Source organism: Variovorax sp. GW531-E2, assembly GCF_059423125.1.
The window spans coordinates 46,490-72,428 of the sequence record NZ_JBWKXQ010000020.1 but is presented as its reverse complement, the minus strand read 5'-3'; the positions used below and the strand labels follow the sequence as shown (position 1 = coordinate 72,428).

Below are 25,939 nucleotides of genomic sequence, written 5' to 3'. Positions count from 1 at the left end.
GATGAGCACGATCAACTACAGCGAGAAGATCCCCAACAACGTCAACCTCGGCGAAGACCGCACGCTGCAGCGCGCGCTCGAAGGCTGGCAGCCCAACTTCATCAACTGGTGGGACGACGTGGGCCCCGAGGGCTCCACCAACCACGAGGTGTACCTGCGCACGGCCGTGAGCGTCGACCCGCAGGGCTGGGCCCAGTTCGGCCACGTGAAGATGCGCGACTACCGCTGGGGCATCTTCCTGAACCCGGGCGACGCCAACCGCGAAGTGCACTTCGGCGACCACAAGGGCGAGAAGGTCTGGCAGGACGTGCCCGGCGAACACCGCGCCAACCTGCGCCGCATCATCGTCACGCAGGGCGACACCGAGCCCGCGTCGGTCGAGCAGCAGCGCCACCTGGGCCTCACGGCGCCGTCGATGTACGACCTGCGCAACCTGTTCCAGATCAACGTCGAAGAAGGCCGCCACCTGTGGGCCATGGTCTACCTGCTGCAGAAGCACTTCGGCCGCGACGGCCGCGAAGAGGCCGACGCGCTGCTGCAGCGCACCTCGGGCGATGCCAACAACCCGCGCATCCTGGGCGCCTTCAACGAGAAGACGCCCGACTGGCTCGCGTTCTTCATGTTCACCTACTTCACCGACCGCGACGGCAAGTTCCAGCTGGCTGCGCTGGCCGAGAGCGCGTTCGACCCGCTGGCGCGCACCACGAAGTTCATGCTGACCGAAGAGGCGCACCACATGTTCGTGGGCGAGAGCGGCGTGTCGCGCGTCATCGCGCGCACCGCGCAGGTCATGAACGAGCTGAAGACCGACGACGCGCAGAAGATCCGCGCCGCCGGCTGCATCGACCTGGGCACCATCCAGCGCTACCTGAACTTCCACTACTCGGTGACCATCGACCTGTTCGGCGCCGACCAGTCGAGCAACGCCGCCATCTTCTACAGCTCGGGCCTGAAGGGCCGCTACGAAGAAGGCAAGCGCGACGACGACCACGTGCTCAAGGGCCAGACCTACAAGGTGCTCGAGGTGAAGGACGGCCAGCTCGTCGAGAAGGACGTGCCGATGCTCAACGCCCTGAACGAAGTGCTGCGCGACGACTTCATCAAGGACTCCGTGGCCGGCGTCGGCCGCTGGAACAAGGTGCTCGAGAAGGCCGGCATTCCCACCCGCCTGGTCGTGCCGCACAAGGCCTTCAACCGCCAGATCGGCGCACTCGCCGGCATCAAGATGTCGCCCGAGGGCCGCGTGGTGAACGACATCGAATGGGCCGCCAAGCGCGACGAATGGCTGCCGAGTTCCGAAGACTTCGCTTTCGTGGCATCGTTGATGGGCCGCGTGATCGAGCCGGGCAAGTTCGCAGGCTGGATCTCGCCGCCGGTGATGGGCATCAATCGCCAGCCTGTCGACTTTGAGTACGTGCGTTTCGGCTGAAGAATTAGGTACACCCCCAGGCTGCGCGCACTTCGTGTCGCTTCGCCAACCCCCTTGCCGGGGGCAGCACCTGCGGCCCGGCAAAGCCGGTTCCGCGGTGCTTCGCGAAAGGGGCCCGGGTGAAAAAGGAGAACACGATGGATATGGTCGTTGAAGCCGGGGTCATCAAGCAGCACCTGATCGACCCCGAGATCTGCATCCGCTGCAACACCTGCGAGGCGACCTGCCCCGTGAACGCGATCACGCACGACGACAACAACTATGTCGTTCGTGCGGACGTCTGCAATGGCTGCATGGCCTGCATCTCGCCGTGCCCCACGGGCTCGATCGACAACTGGCGCACCATGCCGCTGGTGCGTGCGTACACCATCGAAGAACAGCTCACGTGGGAAGAACTCCCCGCCGAGCTCTCGCCCGAAGAACTCGAGGCGGCGGGCGTGTCCGGCGCTGCGGCCGACGCCGCGGAAGTGCCTGCCCAGACGCAGGCCCAGGCCGCCGTGCAGGGCACCGAGCCCGCCTTCAATTCCGCGCAGTACGGCGCCAGCGTGCCGCCCTGGTCGGCCGCGCACGCCTACACCAACCTCTTTCCGCCGAAGACGCCGACCACCGCCACCGTGGTGGGCAACTTCAACTGCACCGAAGCGGGCTTTGACAGCGAGACCCACCACATCGTGCTCGACTTCGGCGTGGTGCCGTTCCCGGTGCTCGAAGGCCAGTCGATCGGCATCGTGCCGCCGGGCGTCGATGCCATCGGCAAGCGCCACCATGCGCGCCAGTACTCGGTGGCCAGCCCGCGCAACGGCGAGCGGCCCGGCTACAACAACGTCTCGCTCACCGTGAAGCGCGTCACCGAGGACCACGAGGGCGACCCGGTGCGCGGCGTGTGCTCCAACTACGTGTGCGACCTCAAGGTGGGCGACACCGTGCAGGTGGTGGGGCCCTTCGGCGCCTCGTTCCTGATGCCGAACCACCCCAAGTCGCACATCGTGATGATCTGCACCGGCACCGGCAGCGCGCCCATGCGCGCCATGACCGAATGGCGCCGGCGCCTGCGCAAGAGCGGCAAGTTCGAAGGCGGCAAGCTCATGCTGTTCTTCGGCGCGCGCACGCAGCAGGAGCTGCCGTACTTCGGCCCGCTGCAGTCGCTGCCGAAAGACTTCATCGACATCAACTTCGCGTTCTCGCGCACGCCGGGCCAACCCAAGCGCTACGTGCAGGACCTGATGCGCGAACGCGCCGCCGACCTGGCCGCGCTGCTCAAAGACGGCGCCAGCCACTTCTACGTGTGCGGCCTGAAGAGCATGGAAGAGGGCGTGGTGCTCGCACTGCGCGATGTGGCAAAGGAAGCGGGGCTCGACTGGGACACCGTCGGCGCGCAACTCAAGCGCGAAGGCCGCCTGCACCTCGAAACGTACTAAGCTGCGGCGGATGCAGTTCGCCGACTTCCACGCAGGCCAGGTCATCGAGGCCGGGCCGTATGTGCTCACCGAAGCCGAACTCGTGCAGTTCGCGCGGGCCTACGACCCGCAGTGGTTCCACACCGACGCCGAGGCGGCGGCAGGCAGCCCCTTCGGCGGGCTCATCGCGAGCGGCTGGCACACCTGCTCCATCGCGATGCGGCTGGTGGTCGAGGCGGCGCTGGCCGGCTCCGAATCGTTCGCGTCGCCCGGGCTCGAACACGTGCGCTGGCCGAACCCCGTGCGCCCCGGCGATGCGCTGCGGCTCGTGGCCGACGTGATCGAGGTGCGCCGCTCCGAGAAGCGCCCCACGCTCGGCATCCTGCGCTGGCGTTGGCGGCTGTTCAACCAGCGCGCGCTGGTGGTGCTCGACACCGAAGTCACCAGCCTCTTCAAGCTGCCTGCCCCCGACCTCTGAACGACACAAGCCCGCAACGCTTTAGCGCTGCGGGCTTGATTACTTGCGGAGCGATGCGCTGCAACAGCCGCGTCCGGCCGCTGCAGCTTGGACCTGCTTACTTCTTGTGCAGGTCGACCGCGCCCGAGCCCTGGGCCTTGCCGCTCGCCTTGGCGCCGGCCGTGGCCGGTTTCACGGCGCCGCCCACGGCGCCAGCGGCACCGGTCGCGCTGTTCACGGTGCTGCCCACGGTGTTGGTCACACCGCCGACGGCTTGCGTCGCGCCGCCCACGGCGCCGGTGGCACCGCCGACCGCACCCGTGGCCGTGCCGAGCACGCCACCGACGGCATTGCCCACGCCGCCGGTCGCGCCGGAGGTGGAGGTGTCCGCGTTGGCATCGGCCGACGCACCGGTCTGCGTGCGTGCGCCTGCTGCGCCGCCTTGTGGCGTCGCGCCGGTGCTGCCCGAGGCCTTCACATCGGCGTTGACCCCCACGCCGACCCCGACGCCTTGCGCCTGGGCCGTCCCGCCGAGGGCCAGCAGGCCCGCCAGCATGGCGCCGATGAAGATGCGGTTGGTTGCATGTGTAGTCATGAGTGACAGTTCCTTTCGTTGCTGAGTCACGGTTTGCAGAACCGACCGGGGTTCGATCGATTCGGGGGCAACCATGACGGGCCGTCAGGTTGTCGCCATGTGCGGCGCGTTCGCTCGACGCTGTGGGAATCGGCCGTCGGCGGAATCGGGGGCCCGTGCGTTAGGGCGGCGTTTGCAAATCCCCGCCCGATCCGGGGTTTCTTGGCGCGATGCGCCACGTCATCGAAAACATGCAACTCATAATGTTGCATGAAACGAGACGGCAAGCTTTCCGGCGTGCTCCACGTGCTGCTGCACATGGCCGAGCTGGACGCCCCCATCACCTCCGAGGCGCTCGCCGCGGCGATGCAGACCAACCCCGTGGTCGTGCGCCGGCTCATGGCGGGGCTGCGGCAGGCCGGCTTCGTCAGCTCGGCCAAGGGGCATGGCGGCGGCTGGGTGCTGTCGTGCTCGTTGAGTTCGGTGACGCTGGGCGACATCCACAACGCCGTCGGCGCGCCTGCGTTGCTGGCCATGGGCAACCGCACCGAGAGCCCGGGCTGCATCGTCGAGCAGGCGGTGAACGCGGCGCTCGACGGCGCCTGCCAGGAGGCCGAGGCGCTGCTGTTGCGGCGGCTCAACGGGATCACGCTGGCCGATCTCTCCAGGGACTTTCATCGCCGCATGACGGGTGGCGGCTTCACCGCGAAGGACATCGCACATGCGCCATGACGCACTCATCGTGGGCGGCAGCTTTGCCGGCCTCTCCGCCGCCATGCAACTGGCGCGCGCACGCAGGAAGGTCTGCGTGGTCGACGCGGGCGCGCCGCGCAACCGCTTCGCCGCGGCCTCGCACGGTTTCTTCGGGCAGGACGGCATGCCGCCGCTGCAGATGATTGCCGATGCGCGCGACAAGCTGCTTGCCTATCCATCGGTCACCTTCGTCGAGGGCATGGCGACTGCGGCAACGGCCGATGGCGCGGAGGGCTTCACGGTCTTGTTGAACAACGGGGAGCAGCTGTCGACACGCAAGCTGCTGCTGGCCTTCGGCGTGCAGGACGGCCTGCCCAACATTCCGGGCCTCGGCGAACGCTGGGGCCAAAGCGTGCTGCACTGTCCTTATTGCCACGGCTACGAGTTCGGTGATCGCCCGCTGGGCGTGCTCTTTCACAGCGCGCACCCGCCGGACCACGCGCTGCTGATCGCCGAGTGGGGCCCGACCACGCTCTTCCTGAATGGCGACGCAGGGCCGGATGCCGAGGCACGCGCCCGGCTGCAATCACGCGGCGTGGCCGTGGAGCCCGGGCGCATCGCCGGCCTCGAAGGGCAGGGGACGGACCTGGCGGCCGTGCGCCTGGACGACGGCCGGCGCGTGCCGATCGAGGCGCTGTTCGTGGCGCCGCACACGCGGCCGACCAGTCCGCTGGCCGAGCAACTGGGCTGCGCGTTCGACGACGGCCCCACGGGCCCGGTGCTGCGCGTCGATGCGATGAAGACGACCACGGTGCCCGGCGTGTACGCGGCGGGCGATGTGGCGATGGCTTTTTCCAACGCCACGCTGGCCTCGGCCGACGGGCTGTTCGCCGGGGTGTCGATGCACCGCGCGCTGGTGTTCGGGGCCTGATTTCAAATTTTTTCGGGGGAAGGTGGCAAACCGCCTCAAACCACCCTATAATCTGAGGCTCACGCGGGAATAGCTCAGTTGGTAGAGCGCAACCTTGCCAAGGTTGAGGTCGAGAGTTCGAGACTCTTTTCCCGCTCCAAATCGCATGAAAAAGGCCACCTCACCAGGTGGCCTTTTTCATTGGCGCGTCGCTTTCAACCTCGCGCCGGCAGCACGGTCCCCCGGCTCTCGCCGAAACCGATGCGCGCATGGCCGGGCTTCTCGCACCAGCCGCGCAGCATCACCGCATCCCCGTCTTCCAGGAAACCGCGCGTCTCGCCGCTGGCCAGCGTCACCGGGGTTTGCGCCGCGCGCGTCAGCTCGATGATCGCGCCGGCCTCGCCCTCGCCAGGGCCCGAGATGGTGCCGCTGCCGAACAGGTCGCCCGGGTTCAGGCTGCAGCCGCCCACCGTGTGGTGCGCCACCATCTGCGCAATGCTCCAGTACTGGTGCCGGAAGCTCGTGCCCGACAGGCGAGACGGCCCGGTCTTCTGCGCGCGCGCCTTTTCGCTTTCGAGCCAGACCTCCAGGCGGATGTCGAGCGCGCCGCCTTCGCGGTTCGCGCTGCTCTCCAGGTACGCCAGCGGTTGCGGCTCGTTCTCGGGCCGCGTCCATGCCTGACGGTAGGGCGCCAGCGCTTCCATCGTGACGATCCACGGCGAGATCGTGGTGGCGAAGTTCTTCGCCAGGAAGGGCCCGAGCGGCGCCATTTCCCAGAACTGGATGTCGCGCGCCGACCAGTCGTTGAGCAGGCAGAGGCCGAAGATGTGTTCCTCCGCGCGCGCGAGCGGAATCGCCTCGCCCTGCGCATTGCCCTGGCCGATCCACACGCCCAGCTCCAGCTCGTAGTCGAGCCGCGCGCAGGCCTGGTAGGTCGGCGCCTTCGCGCCGGGCGCCATGGCCTGGCCCATCGGCCGGTGAAAGCGCTGGCCGCTCACGCCGATGGTCGACACGCGCCCGTGGTACGCGGTCGGCACCCAGCGGAAGTTGGGTGTGACGTCGCCGTCGGGGTTCATCAGGCGGCTGATGTTCAGCGCGTGGTCGATCGAGGTGTAGAAGTCGGTGTAGTCGCCGATGCGCGCGGGCACGGTGTATTCGACCTCGGCCTGCGGCACGAGGCAGCCGCGCAGGTCGTCCGCCGTCGCGGCCGGCGCGTCGCTGTGCAGCAGCGCGAAGACCGCATGGCGCAGCGCCTGCCAGGCGGGCGGGCCGAGCGTGAAGAAATCGTTCAGCGCGGGCAGGGCGGCGGCGCGCGCCGCATCGAGCGCCAGGCCGTCGACGTGCGAGCCCGCGGCCAGCGCCGCGAGGTCGAGCACCTGGTCGCCGATGGCCACGCCGCCGCGAAACGGCTCGGGGCTGCCGGTGCGGCGGAACATCGCATACGGCAGGTTCTGGATCGGAAAGTCGCTGCCCGCGACATTGGCCGAGGCGACCCAGCTGCGGGCGCCGGCGTCGTGCGTGTGGTTGAGTTCGATCATGTTCACACCGACGCCATCAGCGCGTCATCGAAGATCGCCACCGCGCGCGTCCAGCCCGCCGAGGCGCCGCGGATCTTGTGCGGGAAGCAGCTGATGAAAAAGCCCGTGGGCGGCAGCACCTCGAGGTTGTGCAGCTTCTCGATGTGGCAGTAGCCGATGTCGCGCCCGGCCTTGTGGCCTTCCCAGATCAGCGAGGCGTCGTGCGTCTCGCCGTACTTCTTGGCGGTGTGCACGAAGGGCGCGTCCCAGCTCCACGCGTCGGTGCCCGTGAGGCGCACGCCGCGTTCCAGCAGGTACATGGTGGCTTCGTAGCCCATGCCCGCGCCGGCCGACACATAGTCGGGGTTGCCGTAGCGCGAGCCGGCGCGCGTGTTGACCACCACGATCTCCAGCGGGCTCAGCGTGTGGTTGATGCGCTTCAACTCCGCCTCGACGTCGGCGGCCGTGACCACGTAGCCGTCGGCGAAGTGGCGAAAGTCGAGCTTCACGCCGGGCTGGAAGCACCATTCGAGCGGCACGTCGTGGATGGCGATGGCGGGCTTCTTCTCGCCCAGCGCCTTGTCCATGGTCGAGTGGAAGTGATACGGCGCATCGAGGTGCGTGCCGTTGTGCGTGGACAGCTGCACCAGCTCCACCGCCCAGCCTTCGCCGTCGGGCAGGTCTTCCTTTTTCAGGCCGGGAAAGAAGGGCTCGATCTGCTCGAAGGTGTTGTCGTGCGTGAAGTACTGGATCTTCGGCGCGAAGGCCGGCGGATCGGACAGCACGTCGTTTTCGAGAAAGATCGACAGGTCGACGAACTTGCGTGGCATGGCGAGGCTCCTTGTGGGGTGTAGGTTTTGAAGGAATCGATCGAATCGGTCAGGGCTGCTGCCAGCGCAGCAGGCGCTTCTCTGCAAAGGCCAGCAGCGCGTTGCTCACGAAGCCGATGAGCCCGAGCAGCACGATGCCGGCGAACAGATCGCTGGCGCGGAAGGCGCGCGCCGCCAGCAGGATGGCCTGGCCCAGGCCGCTTTGCGAGGCGATCATTTCGCCCACCACCGCGACGATGAGCGCGATGGTCAGCGCCAGCCGCATGCCGGCCAGGATGTCGGGCATGGCATTGGGCAGGCCCATCTTCCAGATGTACGCGGTGCGCGACATCTGCAGGCAGCGCGCCACCTCCGACAGGCGCGGCTCCACGGCCGCGAAGCCGTGCACCGTGGCCAGCAGCACCGGCCACATCGCGCCGAAGGCGACCACGAACAGCACCATGCCGGGGTTCAGCCCGAAGATCGAAATGGCCAGCGGCAGCAGCGCCGACGCAGGCAGCGGGCGGATGAACTCCAGCGTCGGCTGCACCCATGCGCGCACCGCGGGCGACACGCCGATGGCCGCACCCAGCAGCACGCCGAAGAGCGAGGCCAGCAGCCAGCCTTCGACCATGCGGCCGACCGTGGCCTGCGTGAAGGCCAGCAGTTCGCCGTTGCCATCGTTGCCCGCAGAGAGATTGAGCCCTTCGAGCAGGCTCGCGAACGTGGCCTGCGGCGTCGGCAAAAACACGCGGCTGACCCAGCCTGCGTTGCTCGCCACCCACCACAGCGCGACCAGTGCGAGCAGCACGCCCACCGACCCCAGCCACCCCATGCCCAGTCGGCCGTTGCGGTTGTTCATGGCTGCACCCCCATGCGTCGCGCGACCATGGCCTGCAGGCGCACCATGCCCGCGTTGACCGCGAAGCCCACCACGCCGATCCAGCCCAGCCACGCGAGCATCAGTGCGGGGTCGAAGCTCTGCTGCGCGATCATCATCGCGTAGCCCATGCCGTGCGGGTTCGCGGCGATCTCGACCGTCACGGCCACCACCAGCGCCACCGCCACACCGAGGCGCAGCGCGACGAACAGGCGAGGCACGATGGCCGGCAGCACGATCTTGAAGGCACGTTCGCGCGCCGACAGCCCGAGCACGCGGCTCACCTCGAGCAGCCGGGGCTCGATCTGCTGCACCGCCGACTGCACCAGCACCAGCAGCGGCCAGAAGGTGGCGAAGGCGACGATGGCCACTTCCATGCGCACGCCGAAACCGAAGCCCAGCATCGCGAGCGGGATCAGCGCGACGGAAGGCACGGGGCGCAGCACCTCGATGGAGACGGCACCCAGCTGCGCCGCGCGGCGCGAGAGCCCGAGCACCAGCCCGAATGCAATGCCGAGCACCGCACCCAACAGCAGGCCGAGTGCCGCCGTGCCGAGCGTGAAGCCCGTGGCCTGCCAGAGCGAGCCGTCCATGGCCGCGCCGACGAAGGCCTTGGCCGCCGCGCTCGGTGGTGCGAGCGCATCGCTGCCCAACGCCGCCGCGCGCCGCGCGTACCACTCGAAGGCACCGACCAGCAGCGCGGGAAACACCCACGGCCGCAACCAGCGAAAGAGGCGGCCTTCAGTCATGGCCCTGCTCGATGAAAGCGAACAGCTCACGCCGCAACTGCAGGTACTCCGGATGCTCCTTGGTCGTCAGCTGGTCGCGCGGGCGCGGGATCTTCACGTCGATCATCCGCGCCAGGCTCGGCCGTCCCGGCCCGGGATTGGCCTGCAGCGCGATCACGCGGTCGCCGAGGTAGATGGCTTCTTCCAGGTCGTGCGTGACGAACAGCACCGTGAGCCCGTCGTCGCGCACCAGCCGCGCGAGCTCGTCCTGCAGGCTCTGGCGCGTGAGCGCATCGAGCGCGCCGAAGGGCTCGTCCATCATCATCAGCTCGGGCTTCTGCGCAAGGCAGCGAGCAATCTGCGCACGCTGCTGCATGCCGCCCGACAGCTGCACCGGAAACTTGTGCGCGTGCTTCGCGAGCCCGACCTTGCCGAGCACGTCGGCAATGCGCGGCGCGCGCTCGGCGGTGGGCACGCCGGCCGCTTCGAGCGCCAGGCTCACGTTGCCTTCCACCGTGCGCCACGGCAGCAGCGCGCGGCCGTAGTCCTGGAACACGAAGGCCACTTCGCGCGAAGGCGCCGTCATCGGCACGCCCTTGCGCCGCACCTCGCCGGCGCTCGCGGTGACAAGGCCGCTGGCCGCGCGCAGCAGCGTGGTCTTGCCGCAGCCGCTCGGGCCGACGATGCAGACGAACTCGCCGCGCGCCACGTCGAACGAGGTGGGCGACAGGATCTCGCGCCCGCCGAGGCGGATGGTGACGCCGTCGAAGCGCAGGAAGGAATCGGCGGCCGCGCTCACTTGGCGATCAGCTTCGCAACGTCGATGTTCGTCTTGAGCATGTCCTGCTCCTTCATGAGCCCGGTCCAGTAGCCCAGTTGCTTGTCGGTGACGACCGGGCCGGGCGGCGAGACCTGCACCTTGGCCAGCACCTCGGGCGGCAGCTTGATGTACTTGCCGATCGCCGTGCGCACCTTCGCGTCGTTCTTCTGCTGCTGGATGAAGGCGCCGGCCTCGACCAGCGCCTCGCGGAAGGCGCGCGCCGTGGCGGGGTTCTTCGCCACCCACTCGCGCTTGGCCGCGTGCACGATGGTCTGGTTGTTCTCCGGCAGGAAGGTCGAGTAGTACGAGGCCACGTAGCCCGCGCCGCTCTCGGTGATGCGGCTCATGAACGGGTCGGCCGACACCACCGCGTCGACCGAGCCGCCGCGCAGCAGGTCGGCATGCTGCGGGAACGCGGCCTCGATGAAGTTGACCTTGCGGTAGTCGACGCCGCTGTCCTTCAGCCACGCGCGGAAGGTCACGTGCAGGAAGGCACCGAGCCCCGGCACGCCGATCTTCTTGCCCACGCAGTCCTGCGCGCTCTTGATGCCCGAGCCCGCGCGCGCCACGAGGCCAAAGCCCGTGATCGTCTTCGAGGTGAGGCCGCCGCCGGCCACCAGCACCAGGTCGAGCCCGCCGTCCACCGCCTGCAGGAACACCGAGGGCGTGGGCCCGCCGATCTGCAGCGAGTCGGACTGCAGTGCGGCCGGGATGGTGGAGTTCAGCGGAATGAACTTCAGCTCCACGTCGAGGTTGCGCTTCTTGAAGTAGCCCTCTTCGGCCGCCACGAAGACCGAGGCGAAGTCGGTCACCGCGGTGTAGCCGAACACGATCTTCGGGTGCGCCTGCTGGGCGCGCGAAGGCAACGAGGCGGTGGCCGATGCGGCCGCGAGCGCCGACAGCAGGATGCGTCTTTTCATCATGGCTGGGGTCTCCTGGGGATGGTCTTTTTCGTGCGTGAGGGCTTGGCGGCGGCGGCCTTGGCTGTAGCTTTCGGTTTCGGCAGCGCGGCGCGCAGGCCGCCGGCGATGAAGTTCACGAGCATCGGCGCCACGGCCGGGTCGGCGCGTGTGTTCTCGCCGCGCGAGAGCCGTTCGATGCGGCTGTCGGTCAGGTGGTGCAGCAGCGCGCCCAGCGCGAACTGGTAGCCCCATGCGACCTGGCTGCGCGTGGCGTGCGGCAGCGCCACGTGCAGCGCGTCGATGTAGGCCTCGGCCAGCGGGTCGAAGTAGCCGCGCAGCACGCGGTCGGCTTCTTCAGTCGCGTGGTACAGCTCGCGCGCCACCAGCAGCGCGTAGTACTCGCCCTCGGTGCTCGCGCGCAGCGCCAGCACGGGCGCGGTGAAGGCCTCGATGATGCGCGGCAGCGTGCGCGCGTCGTCGGGGTCGATGGTCACGGCCGCGAGGCGCGCCAGCCGCTCCTCGATGCTGTGGCTCCAGTGTTCGAAGATCGCGTGGAACAGCTCGTGCTTCGGGCCGAAGTAGTAGCCCACCAGCGCGAGCGGCACGCCGGCTTCTTCGGCGATCTGGCGGATCGTCACCGCGTGGTAGCCGTGCTGCGCGAAGAGCTTTTCGGCCGCCAGCAGGATCGCCTGGCGGCGGTCGGGCCGCACGGCCTCGGGCGCGACGGTCGGGGCGCCTGAGGTGCCTGAGCCTCGAGAGGCGCTGCGTTTGCGGGCCGGCGGTGTGCGAGCGTTCATGGGGGCGTATTGAACGGCTGTACAAAAATGTTGAACACACGTACAAACCCTGAGGTCAACCCTCATTGAGCACGGCCGTTCGCGGCGCTACGCTCGTGGCATGCCCGCTCCCAACATCCCCCAGATCCGCCTTTATCAGAACTGGCTGCGCGACACGCGCGGCCTGGCCTTCGACAGCTACGACGCGCTGTGGCGCTGGTCCGTCACCGACCTCGATGCCTTCTGGCAGAGCATCTGGGACTACGCCGGCCTGCGCTCGCCCACGCCGCACACCGCGGTGCTCGCCGAACGCCGCATGCCCGGCGCGCGCTGGTTTCCCGGCGCGCAGGTCAACTACACGCGCGAGGTGCTGCGCCACGCCGATGCGGCCCATGCAGCCGGCCTGCCCGCCATCGTGAGCGACAACGAACGCGGCGAGGTGCGCGAGCTGTCGTGGCCCGAGCTGCGCCGACAGGTGGCCTCGGTGGCGCTCACGCTGAAGTCGCTCGGCGTGCGCCGCGGCGACCGCGTGGCTGCCTACATGCCGAACGTGCCCGAGACCATGGTGGCGTTTCTCGCGTGCTCCAGCATCGGCGCGGTGTGGAGCGTGTGCGCGCCCGACATGGGCACGGCCGCCGTGGCCGACCGCTTCCGCCAGATCGAACCCACGCTGCTGATCGCGGTCGACGGCGTGCACTACGGCGGCAAGCCGCTGGATCGCAGCACCGTGCTGCAGGAGCTGCGCGGCCAGCTGCCGAGCGTGCAGAAGCTGCTGCTCGTGCAGTCGCCTTTTGCTGCGAACGCGGTGGCGCACGACGTCGAATGGCAGCAGGCCATCGCGCGCGACGACGCCGAAGTCGCAGCCTTCGAGCCCGAGTGGCTGCCCTTCGACCACCCGATCTGGATCGTCTATTCGAGCGGCACCACCGGCCTGCCCAAGCCCATCGTGCACGGGCAGGGCGGCATCCTGCTGACCATGCACGCCTGCGGCCTGCACAACGACGTGGGCGCGAGCTACGGCGCCAACAACTTCGGCGAGCGCTACCACTGGTACAGCTCCACGGGCTGGGTGATGTGGAACTCGCAGCTCTCGGGCCTGGCCTTCGGCGCCACCATCTGCATCTACGACGGCAACCCGGCGGGCAGCAAGGACAAGCCCGACTGGGGCGTGCTGTGGCGCTTCGTCGCGAAGCACCGCGTCACCTTCTTCGGCGCGGGTGCGGCCTACTTCACCAACTGCATGAAGGCCGGCCTCGTCGCGAAAGACTGCGGCGACCTGTCGCGCGTGCGCGCGCTCGGCAGCACCGGCTCGCCGCTGCCCGACGAGGTGCAGCGCTGGGGCTCGCAGCAGATCCTCGACGCGGGCTCGAAAGAGGTGTGGTGGTGCAACATCTCCGGCGGCACCGACTTCTGCGGCGCCTTCGTCGGCGGCAACCGCGAGCTGCCCGAAGTGCCGGGCCAGATGCAGTGCCGCGAACTCGGCCATGCGGTCGAGGCCTGGAACGAGCAGGGCCAACCGGTCATCGGCGAGGTCGGCGAGCTGGTGTGCACGCAGCCCATTCCGTCGATGCCGCTGTACTTCTGGGGCGACGAAGGCAATGCACGCTATGTGTCGAGCTACTTCGACACCTACCCGGGCGTGTGGCGCCACGGCGACTGGATCAAGGTCGGTAGCGACGGCGGCTGCATCATCTACGGCCGCAGCGACGCCACCATCAATCGCCAGGGCCTGCGCATGGGCACCAGCGAGATCTACAGCGCGGTCGAAGGCCTGCCCGAGGTGCTCGACTCGATGGTGGTCGACCTCGAATACCTGGGCCGCGACAGCTACATGCCGCTGTTCGTGGTGCTGCGCCCCGGCGTGGCGCTCGACGACGCCATGCGCACGCGCATCAACAGTGCGATCAAGACCTCGCTGTCGCCGCGCTTCGTGCCCAACGACATCTTCCAGGTGGCCGAGATTCCGCGCACGCTCTCGGGCAAGAAGCAGGAGCTGCCGATCAAGAAGCTGCTGCTGGGCCAGCCCATCGAGAAGGTCGTGAACCGCGAGGCGATGGCAAACCCCGGCAGCCTGGACTGGTATGTGGCTTTCGCCGCGCAGCGGGCCTCCGCATAATGGGGCGATGAAAAGACGCACCAGCCTCCTCATGCTCTCCGCCGTTGCCGGCGCCTCCGTCCTGAGCGCCTGCGCGGGCGGCTCGCCCGGCACGCCGGCCCAGCCCGCCGCCGCACCGCTGCGCGTGACGGGCACCGTGGCCTACCGCGAGCGCATCGCGCTCGACCCCGCGGCCGAAGTGCGCGTGCAATTGCTCGACGTGTCGCGCATGGACGCGCCCTCGGTCGTGCTCGCCGAGCAGCGCATTCCCGCCAACGGCAAGCAGCCGCCCTTCGCCTTCGAGCTCAGCGTCGATGCCGCGCGCATCGACCCGCGCATGCGCTACGCCGTGGCGGCACGCATCACGCGCGGCGAGCAGTTGCTGTTCATCAACGACACGCAGTACTCGGTGCTCACGCAGGGCAACGGCACCAGCGCCAACCTGATGCTGGTGCGCGTGGCCACGCCACCGCCGCCGCCGCGCCCCTCGCGCTGATCGACCGATCCGCGCGACAGGCTCGCGCGGATCAGGTCAGCAGTTCGTGGAGCACCATGCGCGTCTGCCGGCCGCGCAGTTCCACCAGCTCTTCGATGCGCCGCGTGGCCAGCCGGCCATTCAGGGCCGCGTAGGTGACTTCCGAGATCAGCATGCGCGTGCCCAGCTGGCGGTTCGCGCCTTCGATGCGGCTGGCCACGTTCACCACGTCGCCGAACGCCGTGTACGACAGTCGGTCGTTCGAGCCCAGCACCCCCGCCACCACCACGCCCGTGTGAATGCCGATGTGCGTGCGGAACTCGGGCAGGCCCTGTTCGGCCCACTGCCGGTTGAGCTGATGCATCTCGGCGTGCAGCTCGAGTGCGGCGCAGCAGGCCTTGTACTCGGCGTCTTCCAGGTCGGCCGGCGCGCCCCACAGCACCATGATGCCGTCGCCGATGAACTTGTCGATCACGCCGCCGTGGCGCGCGAACACCGCCGCCGCGAGGTTGAAGTACTCGGTCAGCTGGCGCACCAGCACATCGGCCGCGATCGATTCGGAGATCGACGTGAAGCCTTCCACGTCGGTGAACATCACCGTCACCTGGCGCGGCGAGCCGTTGGGCGCGAGCGCGTGGCCCTGCGCCACCAGCTGGTTGATCACGTCCACCGGCACGAACTTGCTGAAGGCCTTGAGGCTGCGCGCCGAATCGTCGAGCGCCTGGTCCAGGTGCTGGATCTCGAGCACGCGGCTGGGCTCGCGCGGCAGGTCGTCGAGCTCGAGGCGGCCGATGCGGTGCGCGATGCGCGAGAGGTTCTCGACCGGCGCCGTCACCAGCTTCGAGAGCTTGAGCGACATGTACAGCGCCAGCCCCAGGAACACCAGCGCCAGCAGCAGCGACCACGCCACCGCGCGGCGCAGGCCACCCAGCAGCACGTCTTCGGGCACCCAGCTGACGAGTTGCCAGCCGGTGGCGGGAATGCGCGAGGCCTGCACCAGGTAGCGCCGCCCCTCGTGGCTGAAGGCGAAGGCCTTGTCGCTGCCGCTGCCGGCGATGCCGTCGGCCACCATCTGTGCGTTCAGTGCGCCGAGCGCGCCCGTGGGCGCTTCCAGCGTGTGCAGCACGCCCGGCATGTCGCTGCGCGCGAGCACCTTGTGGTCGGCGCTCAGCAGCGCGCTGTTGCCGTTGCCGTTGCGGCTGAACAGGCGCACGAACTCCGACAGCCGGCCCAGCGACACGTCGCCCGCCACCACCATCGCCTGCGGGCTGCCCTCGGCCTGGCGGCGCTGGCTGGGCAGCGCGTAGGTCACGCCCAGTTCCTGCGCGGCGGCGAACACGTAGGGGATGGTCCAGACCGGACCCTGCGTCTTGCGCGCCTGCACGAACCAGCTGCGCTGCGTCGGGTTGTAGTTGCTGCGGTAGGCCTCCACGCGCTGCGTGGCAAAGCGTTGCTGCACGTCGGCCTCGGAACCCAGCGGCAGCTTGTACTGCCAGGTCTCGGTGGTGAAGCCGTCGCCGCGCGCGATGTGCCGGATGGCCGGCACGGGGTAGCGCAGCGCCATCAGCATCTTGCCCTCGACGTTCGCCACGTAGACGCTGTCGAGTTCGGGCGATTGCTGCAGCAGCGTCCACAGGAGCTCGGCCGTGCGGTCCACGTTCTCGCCCGCGGGCGTGAGGCTGGGCGAGCTGCCGATCGCGCCGACGGCCGACTCGGCCTTGGCCAGGAAGGCCAGCACCTTGTCTTCAGTGCGGTCGTGGTTCGACTTGTGCGCCGAGGTGCCGATCGTCGTCACCAGCCGCTGCGAGCCCCAGTAGCCCAGCGTGACCAGCAGCAGCGACTGCGCGAGCGCCACGGCACTGACGATGGAGCCGACATCGACCCGGAAGCGACGCGGGCGTCTGGGCGGGGGACTCTCGGCGGTGGAAGGGGACGGGGATGGTGGCACCGGCGTGGTGACGTGCGCGAAAGACGGGCGACCCGTCCCATCCGGAGGCCCGGACGATTCCTTGTACATACAGCTCCCTGACGACAACTCGGAACGGACCCCGGCTCCTCCTCACGAGGTCGTGGTCCGGCGTCCGGAGGGTGTTGCGGGGCCGATCGTGTGCGCCGGCCATCCTGGCAATCCCCCGGATGCGCGCGGGATTTTCGCCTGTATTTGGTACATGTGTGCAACTTTGCACGCTTGGTGCGATGTTGCTGCGCCCGAGGGCTTGATTGCGAACGGACGTTCGTTCTATTCAGCGCGCGTCATGAAAGATCAGGCCCAGCGTGTGGCGTTGCCCGCTGCGCACGCGGCTCACGCCGTGGCGCATCGTCACGCGGTAGCTGCCGCGCGTGCCCGCCACGGGCCGCTGGTTCACCGCGAAGATCACGGCCTCACCCTGCGCGAGCGACACCACCTCGGCGCGCGACTGCATGCGCGGGCGCTGCTCGGTCAGCACGAACTCGCCGCCCGTAAAGTCTTCGCCGGGCCGGCTCAACAGCACCGTGAGCTGCAGCGGAAACTGCAGGTCGCCGTACAGGTCCTGGTGAAGGCAGTTGTAGTTGCCCTCGCCGTAGCGCAGCAGCAGCGGGGTGGGGCGCAACTGGCCCGCCGCATGGCAACGTGCGAGGTAGGCCGCGTGGTCCGGCGGGTAGTCGGCCGGCTGGCCCATGGCCGCGGCCCAGGCATTGGCCAGCGGCGCGAGGCGTTCGTACAGCGCGCTGCGAAACGCCACGAGTTTGGAAGGCAGCGGGTTCGCGAAGTACTGGTACTCGCCCTGGCCGAAGCCGTGGCGCTGCATGACCACGCGGCTGCGAAAGCGCGCGCCCTCGTCGTACATGGCCGTGAGCGCGGCGCATTCCGCGGGCGTGAACAACGCCCCGGTGACGGCACAGCCGCGCGCGGCGAGGTCGGCATCGATGCGGGGCCAGTCGAGGGCGTGGATGCGGGTGGCGACGGAAGAACTCATGCGGGCAGTGTCGCGCGGTGGCGGGATGCGGGCTCGCCGTTTTCGGACGCGGGTTTCGGTGGGGCAGGGGCCGGCTTGAGCGATCATCCCGAAGACCCAGCTAGAAAGCATTCCATGAGCACCCAGAACCACACCCCTCAAGACACCGCCAGCGACTGGCAACTCCCCTGGACCGGCGGCTGCCGCTGCGGCCAGGTGCGCCTGCGCATCACCGCACCGCCGCTGCTGGCCATGGCCTGCCACTGCACCGGCTGCCAGCGCATGAGCGCCAGTGCGTTCTCGCTGTCGTTGGCCATCCCCGCGCCGGGCTTCGAAGTGGTGTCGGGCGAACCCGTCATCGGCGGCCTGCACGGCGACGAGTCGCACCACTTCTTCTGCCCGCACTGCAAGAGCTGGATGTTCACGCGCACCGAGGGCATGGACTATTTCGTCAACCTGCGCGCCACCATGCTCGACCGGCACGAATGGGTCGCGCCCTTTGCGGAAACCTGGACCGACGAGAAGTTGCCGTGGGCCACGACGCCCGCGAAGCACAGCTTCGGCACCTTGCCTGCGATGGACGCCTTTCCGGCGATGATCGAAGCCTATGCGCGGGAAGGCGCCCGGCCCGCGAAGGGCTGATCACGCCGCGCTGGCCAGTTGCCAGCCCGCGCCTTTCAGAGCGGCGCGATCGGAATGCAGATGTCGCATTCGAACGCACTCGTCTTCTCGTCGAAGGCCATGTCGGGCGCGTAGTACTCGAACGCGGGCCGGCTGTCGAACTGGAAGCCGCTCGCGGGCAGCCAGTCGCGCATGAGGCGCGTCCATGCGTCGTTGATCTCTTCGGGCAGGCCCTGGAACCTCAGCGCGGCATAGCGTCCGCCCGGCAGCACCGTTTTCTGGAAGCCGCCATCGGGCACGAAATCGTCGGGCACTTCCACGCAGGCGTCGTAGCGCGAGTGCTCGGGCGCGGTGATGCTCGGGTCGTCGTGGCTGATGCCGTAGCGCGCATGCGACCACAGCTGGTGTGCGCCGATCCAGGGCGCGGCCTTCTCGGCCCAGAACGCGCCCACCGGCGCGCCGAACGGACCGGTGTAGCGCAGGTAGGCGATGGTGACGGGAGAGCGGGTGATCAGCTGGACATTCACGGGTGGCTCCTGATGATGCGCGGCGTTGCGCGATGGAGATCCATTCTTCGTGAAGCCGTGCAGGGCGATCTGATCAGGATTGCTATTGCGTGAGGGGTCGTCGCAGGGCAAAGACCAGTCGTGCGATGCACGCCACGCGCTGGGCGCGCTGCCGAAATGCGCGCGGAACGCGCGGGTGAACGCCTCGCCTGAACCGAAGCCCACCGACACCGCCGCCTCGAGCACCGACAGGCGCGGCTGTGTCGCGAGCCGCAGCGCACCCACCTCCACGCGGCGGCGCCGGATGTAGTCGCCCAGCGTCTCGCCGGCCCAGGCTGCGAAGAGGCGATGGAAGTGGTACGCCGAGAAATGCGCCACGTCGGCCAGCGCCGCGAGATCGAGTGCCTCGTCCAGGTGGTCGTCGATGTGCGTCAGCACCTTGTGCATGCGCCATTCGTACTCGGAGCGGCTGTCGCGCGGCATGGCGCGCATTCTCAACCTTGGCGGGCCTGCGCGAGCAACCAATCACTGAACTGCTTCAGCAACGGCCGCTGGTCGTACATCGCAGCGGGTGTCTCTCAAGTGCCGGGGTTGCGCTTCGCGCGCGGCGCGCGTGGCGCTCGCGGCAGCAGGGCCTTGATGTGCTTGCGCAGCAAGGCCGGCGCAATCGCGGTCATCTGCAGCATGTGCATGCATCGCTCCATGCGTCCGGTCCGCTCCAGCAGCGCATCGGCGGCCTTCGCAAGATCGGCATCGATGCTGTCGCCGTAGGCGAGCCGCGCTTTGCCTGCCGCGCGCTGCAGCAGGGGCTTGCCGGGCTGCATCATGGCCAGGTCGATCAGGTCGCGGCTGAACACGCTGTCGTCGGCCCAGCGGTCGGAGTTGGCGAGCAGCTTGCTCGCCGCCATGTCCAGCGGCGTGAGGGTGGCGATGCCGTCGATGCGGTCTGCAGCGCCGGGAGCTTCGAGTGCGATGCGTGCCTCGAGCACGATCTCGAACTTGATGTCCGTCTCGCCCACGCGAACGGCGCTTCGGATGCCGTATTGATCGGCGCGCACCTCGCGGACCTGCTGCAAGGTCGCGCCTTCCCGGGCCAACGCGCGCAGTCCCTCGCTGCCGGTGGCGAGCTGGCGCAGGCAGCGGTAGCCAGCCACATCGGACACGAGGAAGTCGATGTCCACCGACTCGCGGTATTCGCCATGGCGCAGCGCGATGGCGGTGCCGCCGCCGAACAGGCAATGGTTGTCCGCCAGCAGGGGCGCATTCAGCGCCGCGAGCACCTCGGCCACCTGGCGATGGTGGGCGCGCTCAAACATCCAGCGGCTTCCGGCCCAGCAGGCGGGCCAGTTCGGCCAGCAGCTGGCGTTCGTTGTCCTCGAGCGCGGACGGATCGGCGTGGCGCCAGTTGCGTTCGTAGGTGCCCCAGGCCTCTTCGGGGGTGAGTTCCGCGTCCGCGGGCAATTGCCAGGCGAGGCGGCGCAACTGCGCGAAGTCGCCCACCCGGACGGTCTGCGTCGGCGTGCGCGAAGGCGCCGGCGTCGCCATCTCTTTGGCGGTGCCTGCGACCGGTGCCGTCACTTCGACATCCAGACCCAATGCCGCCAGGGCGTTCATGTAGGCCCCCATCGTGACGGAGGGCTCGCCGCGTTCGATGCGATGCAGCGTCATGCGCGACATGCCCGCCGCTTCGGCGGCCGTGGTGGCGCTGATCCTGAGCGACTTCCGACGGGCATGGATATGCCGGCCGAACGCTTCAAGGCGTCGGTTGGCTCTGTCCAAGGTTGGCGGGGCGGTGGATGGCATATGTGTATCTCATATTAGGCAAAACTAATGAAATGTCTAGTGTGAGATACATTTTTGGCTGCTTCAACCTTCGCGCGCCTGCCCCAACAGCCAATCACTGAACAACTTCAGCAACGGCCGCTGATCCGCCCGCTCCGGCGTCACCAGGTAATAGCTGCGCTCCCCCGACAGCGCCCGCGGGCAGGCCACCACCAGCTCGCCGCGCGCCAGTTCGTCGGCCACCAGCATCGTCGGCATCAACGCGACCCCGAGCCCGTGTGAGGCCGCCGCAGCGAGGATCGAGAACAGCTCGTAGCGCGGGCCGCCGCGGGCGGTGGGCGCGTCGACCTGCTGCGCGTCGAACCACTGGCGCCAGCCGTCGGGGCGGGTGCTCTGCTGCAGCAGCGGCATCTGTGCGATGGCTTCGGGCGACACGGCCTTGCCGTGAGGCAGCAATGAAGGGCTGCACACGGGCACCACGTCTTCATGCATGAGCAGCAGTGCGCGCGTGCCGGCCCAGTTCTCGACCTGCGCGGGCGTGCCGGCGTACAGCGCGGCGTCGAACTCCGCGTCGGCAAAGAGGAAGGGGCGGGTGCGCGTCTCGATGTGCACCACCACGTCGGGCTGCAGCGCCGCAAAACCGCGCAGGCGCGGCACCAGCCAGCGCGTGGCGAAGGTGGGCACCGCCGCCAGTGACAGCGACCCGCCTTCGCCCTGGTGTGCCATGGCGTCGAGCGTGTCGCGCTCCATGGCCTCCAGGCGGCGGGCGATCTGGCGCGCGTAGGCGGCGCCGCTGGCCGTGAGCGCCACGCCGTGCCGCGTGCGGCGGAACAGCGCCACGCCCAGGAAGGCCTCGAGCGCCCCGACCTGGCGCGACACCGCGCTCTGCGTGAGCGCCAGTTCCTGCGCGGCGCGCGTGTAGCTCTCGTGGCGCGCGGCGGCGTCGAAGCACACGAGGGTTTGCAGGGGCGGGATCTTGCGGCGCATGTATGCCGGGAGTGTATGACTGGCGTCCTGGTTTCACCAGTAAATCAACAAGATGTATCTCTCAAGATGTGCGTTGAACGCATATCTGGGTGAGGATTCATCGTTTGCGCCGGGCCTCCTGCGTGGCTACGATCGACCGCATTCCCCTTCTTTTGTTTCTTCTTCCTTTTCCGGAGACATCCACATGGCCGCCAAAGCGCAATTCCACTGGGACGACCCCCTTCTTCTCGACCAGCAGCTGACCGACGAAGAACGCATGATCCGCGACGCGGCCAACGCCTACTGCCAGGAGCGCCTGGCGCCCCGCGTCATCGAGGGCTTCCGCACCGGCGAAACCGACCCCGCCATCTTTCGCGAAATGGGCGCGCTCGGCCTGCTCGGCCCGACGATCCCCGAGCAGTACGGCGGCCCCGGCCTGAACTACGTGGCCTACGGCCTGATCGCCCGTGAAGTCGAGCGCGTCGATTCGGGCTACCGCTCGATGGCCAGCGTGCAGAGCTCGCTGGTGATGGTGCCGATCTTCGAATTCGGCACCGAAGCGCAAAAGCAGAAGTTCCTGCCCAAGCTCGCCACCGGCGAATGGATCGGCTGCTTCGGCCTGACCGAACCCGACCACGGCTCCGACCCCGGCAGCATGGCCACGCGCGCCAAGAAGGTGCCGGGCGGCTACTCGCTGAGCGGCTCGAAGATGTGGATCAGCAACTCGCCCATCGCCGACGTGTTCGTGGTGTGGGCCAAGGAAGTCAGCGAAAGCGGCACCGTCGGCCCGATCCGCGGCTTCGTGCTCGAAAAGGGCATGAAGGGCCTGAGCGCCCCCGCCATCCACGGCAAGGTCGGCCTGCGCGCCAGCATCACCGGCGAAATCGTGATGGACGGCGTGTTCTGCCCTGAAGAAAACGCGTTCCCCGAAGTGCAAGGCCTCAAGGGCCCGTTCACCTGCCTGAACAGCGCCCGCTACGGCATCTCGTGGGGCGCCATCGGCGCCGCCGAAGACTGCTGGCACCGCGCCCGCCAGTACACGCTGGACCGCAAGCAGTTCGGCCGCCCGCTCGCCGCCAACCAGCTCATTCAAAAGAAGCTGGCCGACATGCAGACCGAGATCACGCTGGGCCTGCAAGGCAGCCTGCGCCTGGGCCGCATGAAGGACGAAGGCATCGCCGCGGTCGAGATCACCTCGATCATGAAGCGCAACAACTGCGGCAAGTCGCTGGACATCGCCCGCATGGCGCGCGACATGATGGGCGGCAACGGCATCAGCGACGAGTTCGGCGTGGCACGCCACTTGGTGAACCTGGAAGTGGTCAACACCTACGAAGGCACGCACGACATCCACGCCCTGATCCTGGGCCGCGCCATCACCGGCATCGCAGCGTTCGCGAACTGATCAGACGCATGAGCACCAAGCCCGCAGCACTCGACGGCATCAAGGTCCTCGATCTGTCCCGCGTGCTCGCGGGCCCGTGGTGCACGCAGATCCTCGCGGACCTGGGCGCCGACGTCGTCAAGATCGAACGCCCCGGCGTCGGCGACGACACGCGCACCTGGGGCCCGCCGTTCGTGAAGGACGCGAGCGGCCACGACACTGACCAGGCCAGCTACTTCACGTCCTGCAACCGCAACAAGCGCTCGGTCACCATCGACATGGCCACGCCCGAGGGGCAGGCGCTGCTGCAGCAGATGGCGGCGCAGGCCGACATCGTGGTCGAGAACTTCAAGACCGGCGGCCTGAAGCAGTACGGCCTCGACCAGGAAAGCCTGCGCGCGGCCAACCCGCGCCTCATCTATTGCAGCGTGACCGGCTTCGGCCACGACGGCCCCTACGCCGAGCGCGCCGGCTACGACCTGATGATCCAGGCCATGACCGGCATGATGAGCATCACCGGCCGCCCCGACGGCGAGCCCGGCGGTGGCCCGCTGCGCGTGGGCGTGGCGCTCACCGATCTCTTCACCGGCGTGTACGCCAGCACCGCCATCCTCGCGGCGCTGCAGGTGCGCGACCGCACCGGCGAAGGCCAGCACATCGACATGGCGCTGCTCGACGTGGGCATGGCCATCCTCGCCAACCAGGCGAGCGCTTTTCTCAACACGGGCAAGGCGCCGGGTCGCCAGGGCAACACGCACCCGAGCCTCGCGCCGTATCAAGACTTTCCGACGCAAGACGGTTCGATGCTGCTGGCCATCGGCAACAACGGCCAGTTCGCGCGCTTCTGCGAAGCCGCCGGCCACGCCGGATGGGCCGCTGACGAGCGCTTTGCTACCAACACGCTGCGCGTGAAACACCGGGGCGTGCTGATCCCGATGATGGAAGAACTCACGCGCACCCGCACCACCGCCGACTGGGTCGCGCTGCTCGAAGACAAGGCCGTGCCCTGCGGTCCCATCAACGACATCGCGCAGGCCTTCGACGACGCGCAGGTCCAGGCGCGCGGCCTGGCCGTCACGCTGCCGCGCGATGCCGGCGACGGCATCGCCAGCATCACCGGCGTGGCGAGCCCGTTGCGCCTCACGGCCACGCCGCCGGTGCTGCGCCGCGCACCGCCCGCGCTCGGGCAGCACACGCAGGAGGTGCTGGCCGAGATGGGCGTCGACGCCTCGCGCTTCGAGGCATTGCGCGCGGCCGGGGTGGTCTGACACACTGGCGGGCATGACGCGCCCGCCCGCCCCGTCTTCTCCTGAAGCAGCCGCTGCCGATGCAGCCCCGTTCGCGGTGCTGCGCATCGACCACGTCGTGCTGCGCGTGCGCGACGCCGCGCGGTCCATGGCCTTCTACTGCGACGTGCTCGGCTGCACGCTCGAGAAACGCCGCGACGACCTCGGCCTCGTGCACCTGCGCGCCGGCAGCAGCCTCATCGACCTCGTCACGCACGACGGCAAGCTGGGCCGCCAGGGCGGCGCGCTGGCCGGGCGCGAGGGGCGCAACGTCGATCACCTGTGCCTGCGCATCGAGCCCTTCGACGAAGCCGCGATCCGCGCGCGCATGGCGCGGCACGGCGTGTCGGTGCAGGGCGAGGTGCAGAACAACTTCGGGGCCGAGGGCAACGGGCCTTCGATCTACCTCGAAGATCCCGATGGCAATGGCGTGGAACTGAAGGGCCCTGCGGCCTAAGCGCCGCGCCCCATCACCGCGACCCCGAACACCACCACGCCCAGCGCGAGGTTCAGCGTCACCAGCTGGCGCACGGTGTTGAGCCGCGCGGCCGCCACGGGCCAGGCGTTGTCGTCCACCGCGCGGCGCAGCGCGCGGAACACCGAAGCGCGGATGTAGACGTAAATCGCCGCCATCACGAGCGCGATGCCCATCATGGCCTCGACGCGCCAGTGCACGGCGCGAAAGCCGCCGGTCGCGTGGACCAAACCGATGCCGGTCACGAACAGCAGCGTGACGGACGCGTCCACGCCGATGAAGAAGCGCCGCAGCGTCGCGGCCATCATGCGCAGGCGCAGCGGCGGCTCCAGCGTGGCGACGGCGGCGGGGCGCACGGCGAAGTGCATGACGGCCATGCCGCCGACCCAGAAGGCGGCGCACAGCAGGTGAATGAAGAGGGGAGCGAGGTAGGACATGGGGTCCGATCAGAACACCGAACCGTGCGCGCACGCAACGCAAGCCCCCATGCCCTTCAACCTGTCGCGCCGCGTCCGCGCATGCTCGCGCGGGGCTTGCCGATGCCCGTGCCCGCGATCGAATCGGCATAGCGCTTCATGTCCGCCACCACCTGGCGCAGCAGCGTCGCCGCGGCCGGCGGCAGCAGGCGGCCGTGGCGCGACACGATGTGCGAACGGCCCTGCGACAGCAGCGGGTTCTTCATCGGCAGCTCGACCAGCGAGGGGTGGTCGGCATTGGGTGTGAGCGAGATGCGCGTGCCCAGCGTGTAGCCCAGGCCCGCCGACACGAAGTGGCCCAGCGCGCTGAACGAGGTGGTGGTCAGCAGCGCGGGCAGTCGCACGCCCTCGCTGATCTCGGCCGCCTCGATGTGCTGGCGCACGCCGAAATTGCGGTGCAGCGTGGCGCCGGGGTAGGGCAGCAGGTCGGCCAGCTTCAGCGGGCGATCGAGCTGCGCGAGCGGGTGCGAGCCCAGCACCATGGCCTGGATCGGCTGCGCGTGCGACTGGTGCGAGGTGAGCCGCTCGTCCTTCGGCGGCTGGAACAGCATGCCGATGTGGGCACGTTCCTCGATCACGCGGCGCACGATCTCGTCGGTGCTGGCCACATCGAGGTTCACCGTGATCTTCGGGTGGCTGGCCATGAAGATGCGCAGGCTGTGCCGCATGAGCCAGTCGACATAGCCTTCGCCGGCCACGATGTCGATGTGGCCGCTCTCGATCTTGCGGATGCTGTCCATCTGCGCCAGCAGGTGCTGCTTCTGCCCCTGCTGCCTTCGCACGTAGCCGGCCAGCAGCTGGCCCGCGTCGGTGGGCACCACGCCGCGTCCGTGGCGTTCCAGCAGCGGCAGGCCGCACTCGGTCTCCAGGATGCCGATGGCGCGGCTCACGGCCGACGGGTCCATGTCGAGCACGTCGGCCGCGCCGCGCACCGAGCCGCTGTCGAGCACCTGCATGAAGTAGCGCACCCGGCGGGTGTCGAGCTTGTCGTCCATGGCGGTCGTCTCCGAGTGTTGCATTCAATGCAACGAATATCCTTATTTGC

Annotated in this window: 27 protein-coding genes and 1 tRNA gene; 12 read left to right on the top strand and 16 right to left on the bottom strand. The window is 68.8% G+C overall.

What is annotated here, in order from left to right:
- Position 1 precedes the first annotated feature (1 nt).
- The 3 genes from boxB (at position 2) to AC07XP_RS14240 (ending at position 3,304) form a co-directional block, all read left to right on the top strand.
- Positions 2 to 1,429: a benzoyl-CoA 2,3-epoxidase subunit BoxB gene (gene boxB / locus AC07XP_RS14250; RefSeq protein ID WP_062470322.1), complete on the top strand. Its 1,428-nt coding sequence runs from the start codon at positions 2 to 4 to the stop codon at positions 1,427 to 1,429.
- 137 nt (positions 1,430 to 1,566) lie between these two features.
- Positions 1,567 to 2,847, top strand: a complete 1,281-nt coding sequence (gene boxA / locus AC07XP_RS14245) for a benzoyl-CoA 2,3-epoxidase subunit BoxA (RefSeq protein ID WP_095948536.1) — start codon at positions 1,567 to 1,569, stop codon at positions 2,845 to 2,847.
- Positions 2,848 to 2,857: 10 nt separating this feature from the next.
- The gene (locus AC07XP_RS14240) at positions 2,858 to 3,304 is read left to right on the top strand and encodes a MaoC family dehydratase (RefSeq protein ID WP_062470325.1); all 447 of its coding nucleotides are present in this window, start codon (positions 2,858 to 2,860) and stop codon (positions 3,302 to 3,304) included.
- 97 nt (positions 3,305 to 3,401) lie between these two features.
- On the opposite strand, the gene AC07XP_RS14235 is transcribed toward AC07XP_RS14240, so the two are convergent.
- On the bottom strand, positions 3,402 to 3,878 hold the full coding sequence (locus AC07XP_RS14235; RefSeq protein WP_159279020.1) for an adhesin: 477 nt from the start codon (positions 3,876 to 3,878) through the stop codon (positions 3,402 to 3,404).
- A gap of 249 nt (positions 3,879 to 4,127) precedes the next feature.
- Here AC07XP_RS14235 and AC07XP_RS14230 point away from each other — a divergent pair, with 249 nt between their 5' ends.
- From AC07XP_RS14230 to AC07XP_RS14220, 3 genes are all read left to right on the top strand, one after another.
- A complete protein-coding gene (locus tag AC07XP_RS14230) occupies positions 4,128 to 4,589 on the top strand; it encodes an RrF2 family transcriptional regulator (RefSeq protein WP_495265039.1) in 462 nt (153 codons plus the stop codon).
- Positions 4,579 to 5,481, top strand: coding sequence for an NAD(P)/FAD-dependent oxidoreductase (locus AC07XP_RS14225; protein WP_495265038.1), 903 nt, complete (start codon positions 4,579 to 4,581; stop codon positions 5,479 to 5,481). The genes AC07XP_RS14230 and AC07XP_RS14225 overlap by 11 nt, the downstream gene beginning before the upstream one ends.
- Positions 5,482 to 5,544: 63 nt before the next feature.
- Positions 5,545 to 5,620 (top strand) — tRNA-Gly (locus AC07XP_RS14220).
- A gap of 55 nt (positions 5,621 to 5,675) precedes the next feature.
- Here AC07XP_RS14220 and fahA read toward each other — a convergent pair.
- Genes fahA through AC07XP_RS14185 form a run of 7 tightly spaced genes read right to left on the bottom strand, consistent with a single transcriptional unit; the run spans position 5,676 to position 11,913 of the window.
- On the bottom strand, positions 5,676 to 6,998 hold the full coding sequence (gene fahA / locus AC07XP_RS14215; RefSeq protein ID WP_495265037.1) for a fumarylacetoacetase: 1,323 nt from the start codon (positions 6,996 to 6,998) through the stop codon (positions 5,676 to 5,678).
- Between the two features lie 2 nt (positions 6,999 to 7,000).
- A complete protein-coding gene (locus tag AC07XP_RS14210; RefSeq protein WP_062470343.1) occupies positions 7,001 to 7,807 on the bottom strand; it encodes a cyclase family protein in 807 nt (268 codons plus the stop codon).
- Positions 7,808 to 7,856: 49 nt separating this feature from the next.
- Positions 7,857 to 8,648 (bottom strand): ABC transporter permease, encoded by a 792-nt coding sequence (locus AC07XP_RS14205; RefSeq protein ID WP_495265036.1) that lies wholly within the window; start codon positions 8,646 to 8,648, stop codon positions 7,857 to 7,859.
- Positions 8,645 to 9,415, bottom strand: coding sequence for an ABC transporter permease (locus tag AC07XP_RS14200; protein ID WP_159274292.1), 771 nt, complete (start codon positions 9,413 to 9,415; stop codon positions 8,645 to 8,647). The genes AC07XP_RS14205 and AC07XP_RS14200 overlap by 4 nt, the downstream gene beginning before the upstream one ends.
- Positions 9,408 to 10,193, bottom strand: coding sequence for an ABC transporter ATP-binding protein (locus AC07XP_RS14195; protein WP_495265035.1), 786 nt, complete (start codon positions 10,191 to 10,193; stop codon positions 9,408 to 9,410). The genes AC07XP_RS14200 and AC07XP_RS14195 overlap by 8 nt, the downstream gene beginning before the upstream one ends.
- Positions 10,190 to 11,137 (bottom strand): ABC transporter substrate-binding protein, encoded by a 948-nt coding sequence (locus tag AC07XP_RS14190; protein ID WP_495265034.1) that lies wholly within the window; start codon positions 11,135 to 11,137, stop codon positions 10,190 to 10,192. Before AC07XP_RS14190 ends, AC07XP_RS14195 begins: the two co-directional genes overlap by 4 nt.
- Positions 11,134 to 11,913, bottom strand: coding sequence for a TetR/AcrR family transcriptional regulator (locus AC07XP_RS14185; protein WP_495265033.1), 780 nt, complete (start codon positions 11,911 to 11,913; stop codon positions 11,134 to 11,136). The genes AC07XP_RS14190 and AC07XP_RS14185 overlap by 4 nt, the downstream gene beginning before the upstream one ends.
- Positions 11,914 to 12,013: 100 nt before the next feature.
- Here AC07XP_RS14185 and AC07XP_RS14180 point away from each other — a divergent pair, with 100 nt between their 5' ends.
- Together AC07XP_RS14180 and AC07XP_RS14175 are read left to right on the top strand one after the other, a co-directional pair.
- Positions 12,014 to 14,008 (top strand): acetoacetate--CoA ligase, encoded by a 1,995-nt coding sequence (locus AC07XP_RS14180; protein WP_495265032.1) that lies wholly within the window; start codon positions 12,014 to 12,016, stop codon positions 14,006 to 14,008.
- 7 nt (positions 14,009 to 14,015) lie between these two features.
- On the top strand, positions 14,016 to 14,483 hold the full coding sequence (locus AC07XP_RS14175) for a YbaY family lipoprotein (protein WP_354346118.1): 468 nt from the start codon (positions 14,016 to 14,018) through the stop codon (positions 14,481 to 14,483).
- Positions 14,484 to 14,514: 31 nt separating this feature from the next.
- On the opposite strand, the gene AC07XP_RS14170 is transcribed toward AC07XP_RS14175, so the two are convergent.
- Both AC07XP_RS14170 and AC07XP_RS14165 read right to left on the bottom strand, forming a co-directional pair.
- On the bottom strand, positions 14,515 to 16,479 hold the full coding sequence (locus AC07XP_RS14170; protein ID WP_495265031.1) for an adenylate/guanylate cyclase domain-containing protein: 1,965 nt from the start codon (positions 16,477 to 16,479) through the stop codon (positions 14,515 to 14,517).
- 226 nt (positions 16,480 to 16,705) lie between these two features.
- On the bottom strand, positions 16,706 to 17,419 hold the full coding sequence (locus AC07XP_RS14165) for a 2OG-Fe(II) oxygenase (RefSeq protein ID WP_495265030.1): 714 nt from the start codon (positions 17,417 to 17,419) through the stop codon (positions 16,706 to 16,708).
- Positions 17,420 to 17,533: 114 nt separating this feature from the next.
- Here AC07XP_RS14165 and AC07XP_RS14160 point away from each other — a divergent pair, with 114 nt between their 5' ends.
- On the top strand, positions 17,534 to 18,040 hold the full coding sequence (locus AC07XP_RS14160; protein WP_495265029.1) for a GFA family protein: 507 nt from the start codon (positions 17,534 to 17,536) through the stop codon (positions 18,038 to 18,040).
- 35 nt (positions 18,041 to 18,075) lie between these two features.
- On the opposite strand, the gene AC07XP_RS14155 is transcribed toward AC07XP_RS14160, so the two are convergent.
- The 4 genes from AC07XP_RS14155 to AC07XP_RS14140 form a co-directional block, all read right to left on the bottom strand.
- A complete protein-coding gene (locus AC07XP_RS14155) occupies positions 18,076 to 19,008 on the bottom strand; it encodes an AraC family transcriptional regulator (protein WP_495265028.1) in 933 nt (310 codons plus the stop codon).
- Between the two features lie 95 nt (positions 19,009 to 19,103).
- The gene (locus tag AC07XP_RS14150) at positions 19,104 to 19,841 is read right to left on the bottom strand and encodes a nucleotidyl transferase AbiEii/AbiGii toxin family protein (protein WP_495265027.1); all 738 of its coding nucleotides are present in this window, start codon (positions 19,839 to 19,841) and stop codon (positions 19,104 to 19,106) included.
- Positions 19,834 to 20,304 carry a helix-turn-helix domain-containing protein gene (locus AC07XP_RS14145; RefSeq protein WP_495265026.1) on the bottom strand — a complete coding sequence of 157 codons (471 nt, stop codon included), beginning with the start codon at positions 20,302 to 20,304 and terminating at the stop codon, positions 19,834 to 19,836. Before AC07XP_RS14145 ends, AC07XP_RS14150 begins: the two co-directional genes overlap by 8 nt.
- 87 nt (positions 20,305 to 20,391) lie before the next feature.
- Entirely contained in the window at positions 20,392 to 21,294 is a 903-nt protein-coding gene (locus tag AC07XP_RS14140) for a LysR substrate-binding domain-containing protein (protein ID WP_159279000.1), read from the bottom strand.
- Positions 21,295 to 21,478: 184 nt separating this feature from the next.
- Here AC07XP_RS14140 and AC07XP_RS14135 point away from each other — a divergent pair, with 184 nt between their 5' ends.
- The 3 genes from AC07XP_RS14135 to AC07XP_RS14125 are packed head-to-tail and all read left to right on the top strand — an operon-like array spanning position 21,479 to position 24,400.
- Positions 21,479 to 22,678 carry an acyl-CoA dehydrogenase gene (locus AC07XP_RS14135; protein ID WP_093057036.1) on the top strand — a complete coding sequence of 400 codons (1,200 nt, stop codon included), beginning with the start codon at positions 21,479 to 21,481 and terminating at the stop codon, positions 22,676 to 22,678.
- A gap of 8 nt (positions 22,679 to 22,686) precedes the next feature.
- Positions 22,687 to 23,925, top strand: coding sequence for a CaiB/BaiF CoA transferase family protein (locus AC07XP_RS14130; protein WP_495265025.1), 1,239 nt, complete (start codon positions 22,687 to 22,689; stop codon positions 23,923 to 23,925).
- A 13-nt stretch (positions 23,926 to 23,938) separates the two neighbouring features.
- Positions 23,939 to 24,400: a VOC family protein gene (locus AC07XP_RS14125; RefSeq protein WP_495265024.1), complete on the top strand. Its 462-nt coding sequence runs from the start codon at positions 23,939 to 23,941 to the stop codon at positions 24,398 to 24,400.
- Here AC07XP_RS14125 and AC07XP_RS14120 read toward each other — a convergent pair.
- Complete coding sequence (locus tag AC07XP_RS14120; protein WP_495265023.1) at positions 24,397 to 24,855, bottom strand: CopD family protein; 459 nt, start codon at positions 24,853 to 24,855, stop codon at positions 24,397 to 24,399. The two genes, AC07XP_RS14125 and AC07XP_RS14120, sit on opposite strands and share 4 nt — an antisense overlap.
- 56 nt (positions 24,856 to 24,911) lie before the next feature.
- Entirely contained in the window at positions 24,912 to 25,889 is a 978-nt protein-coding gene (locus tag AC07XP_RS14115; RefSeq protein WP_495265022.1) for a LysR family transcriptional regulator, read from the bottom strand.
- Positions 25,890 to 25,939: the final 50 nt, after the last annotated feature.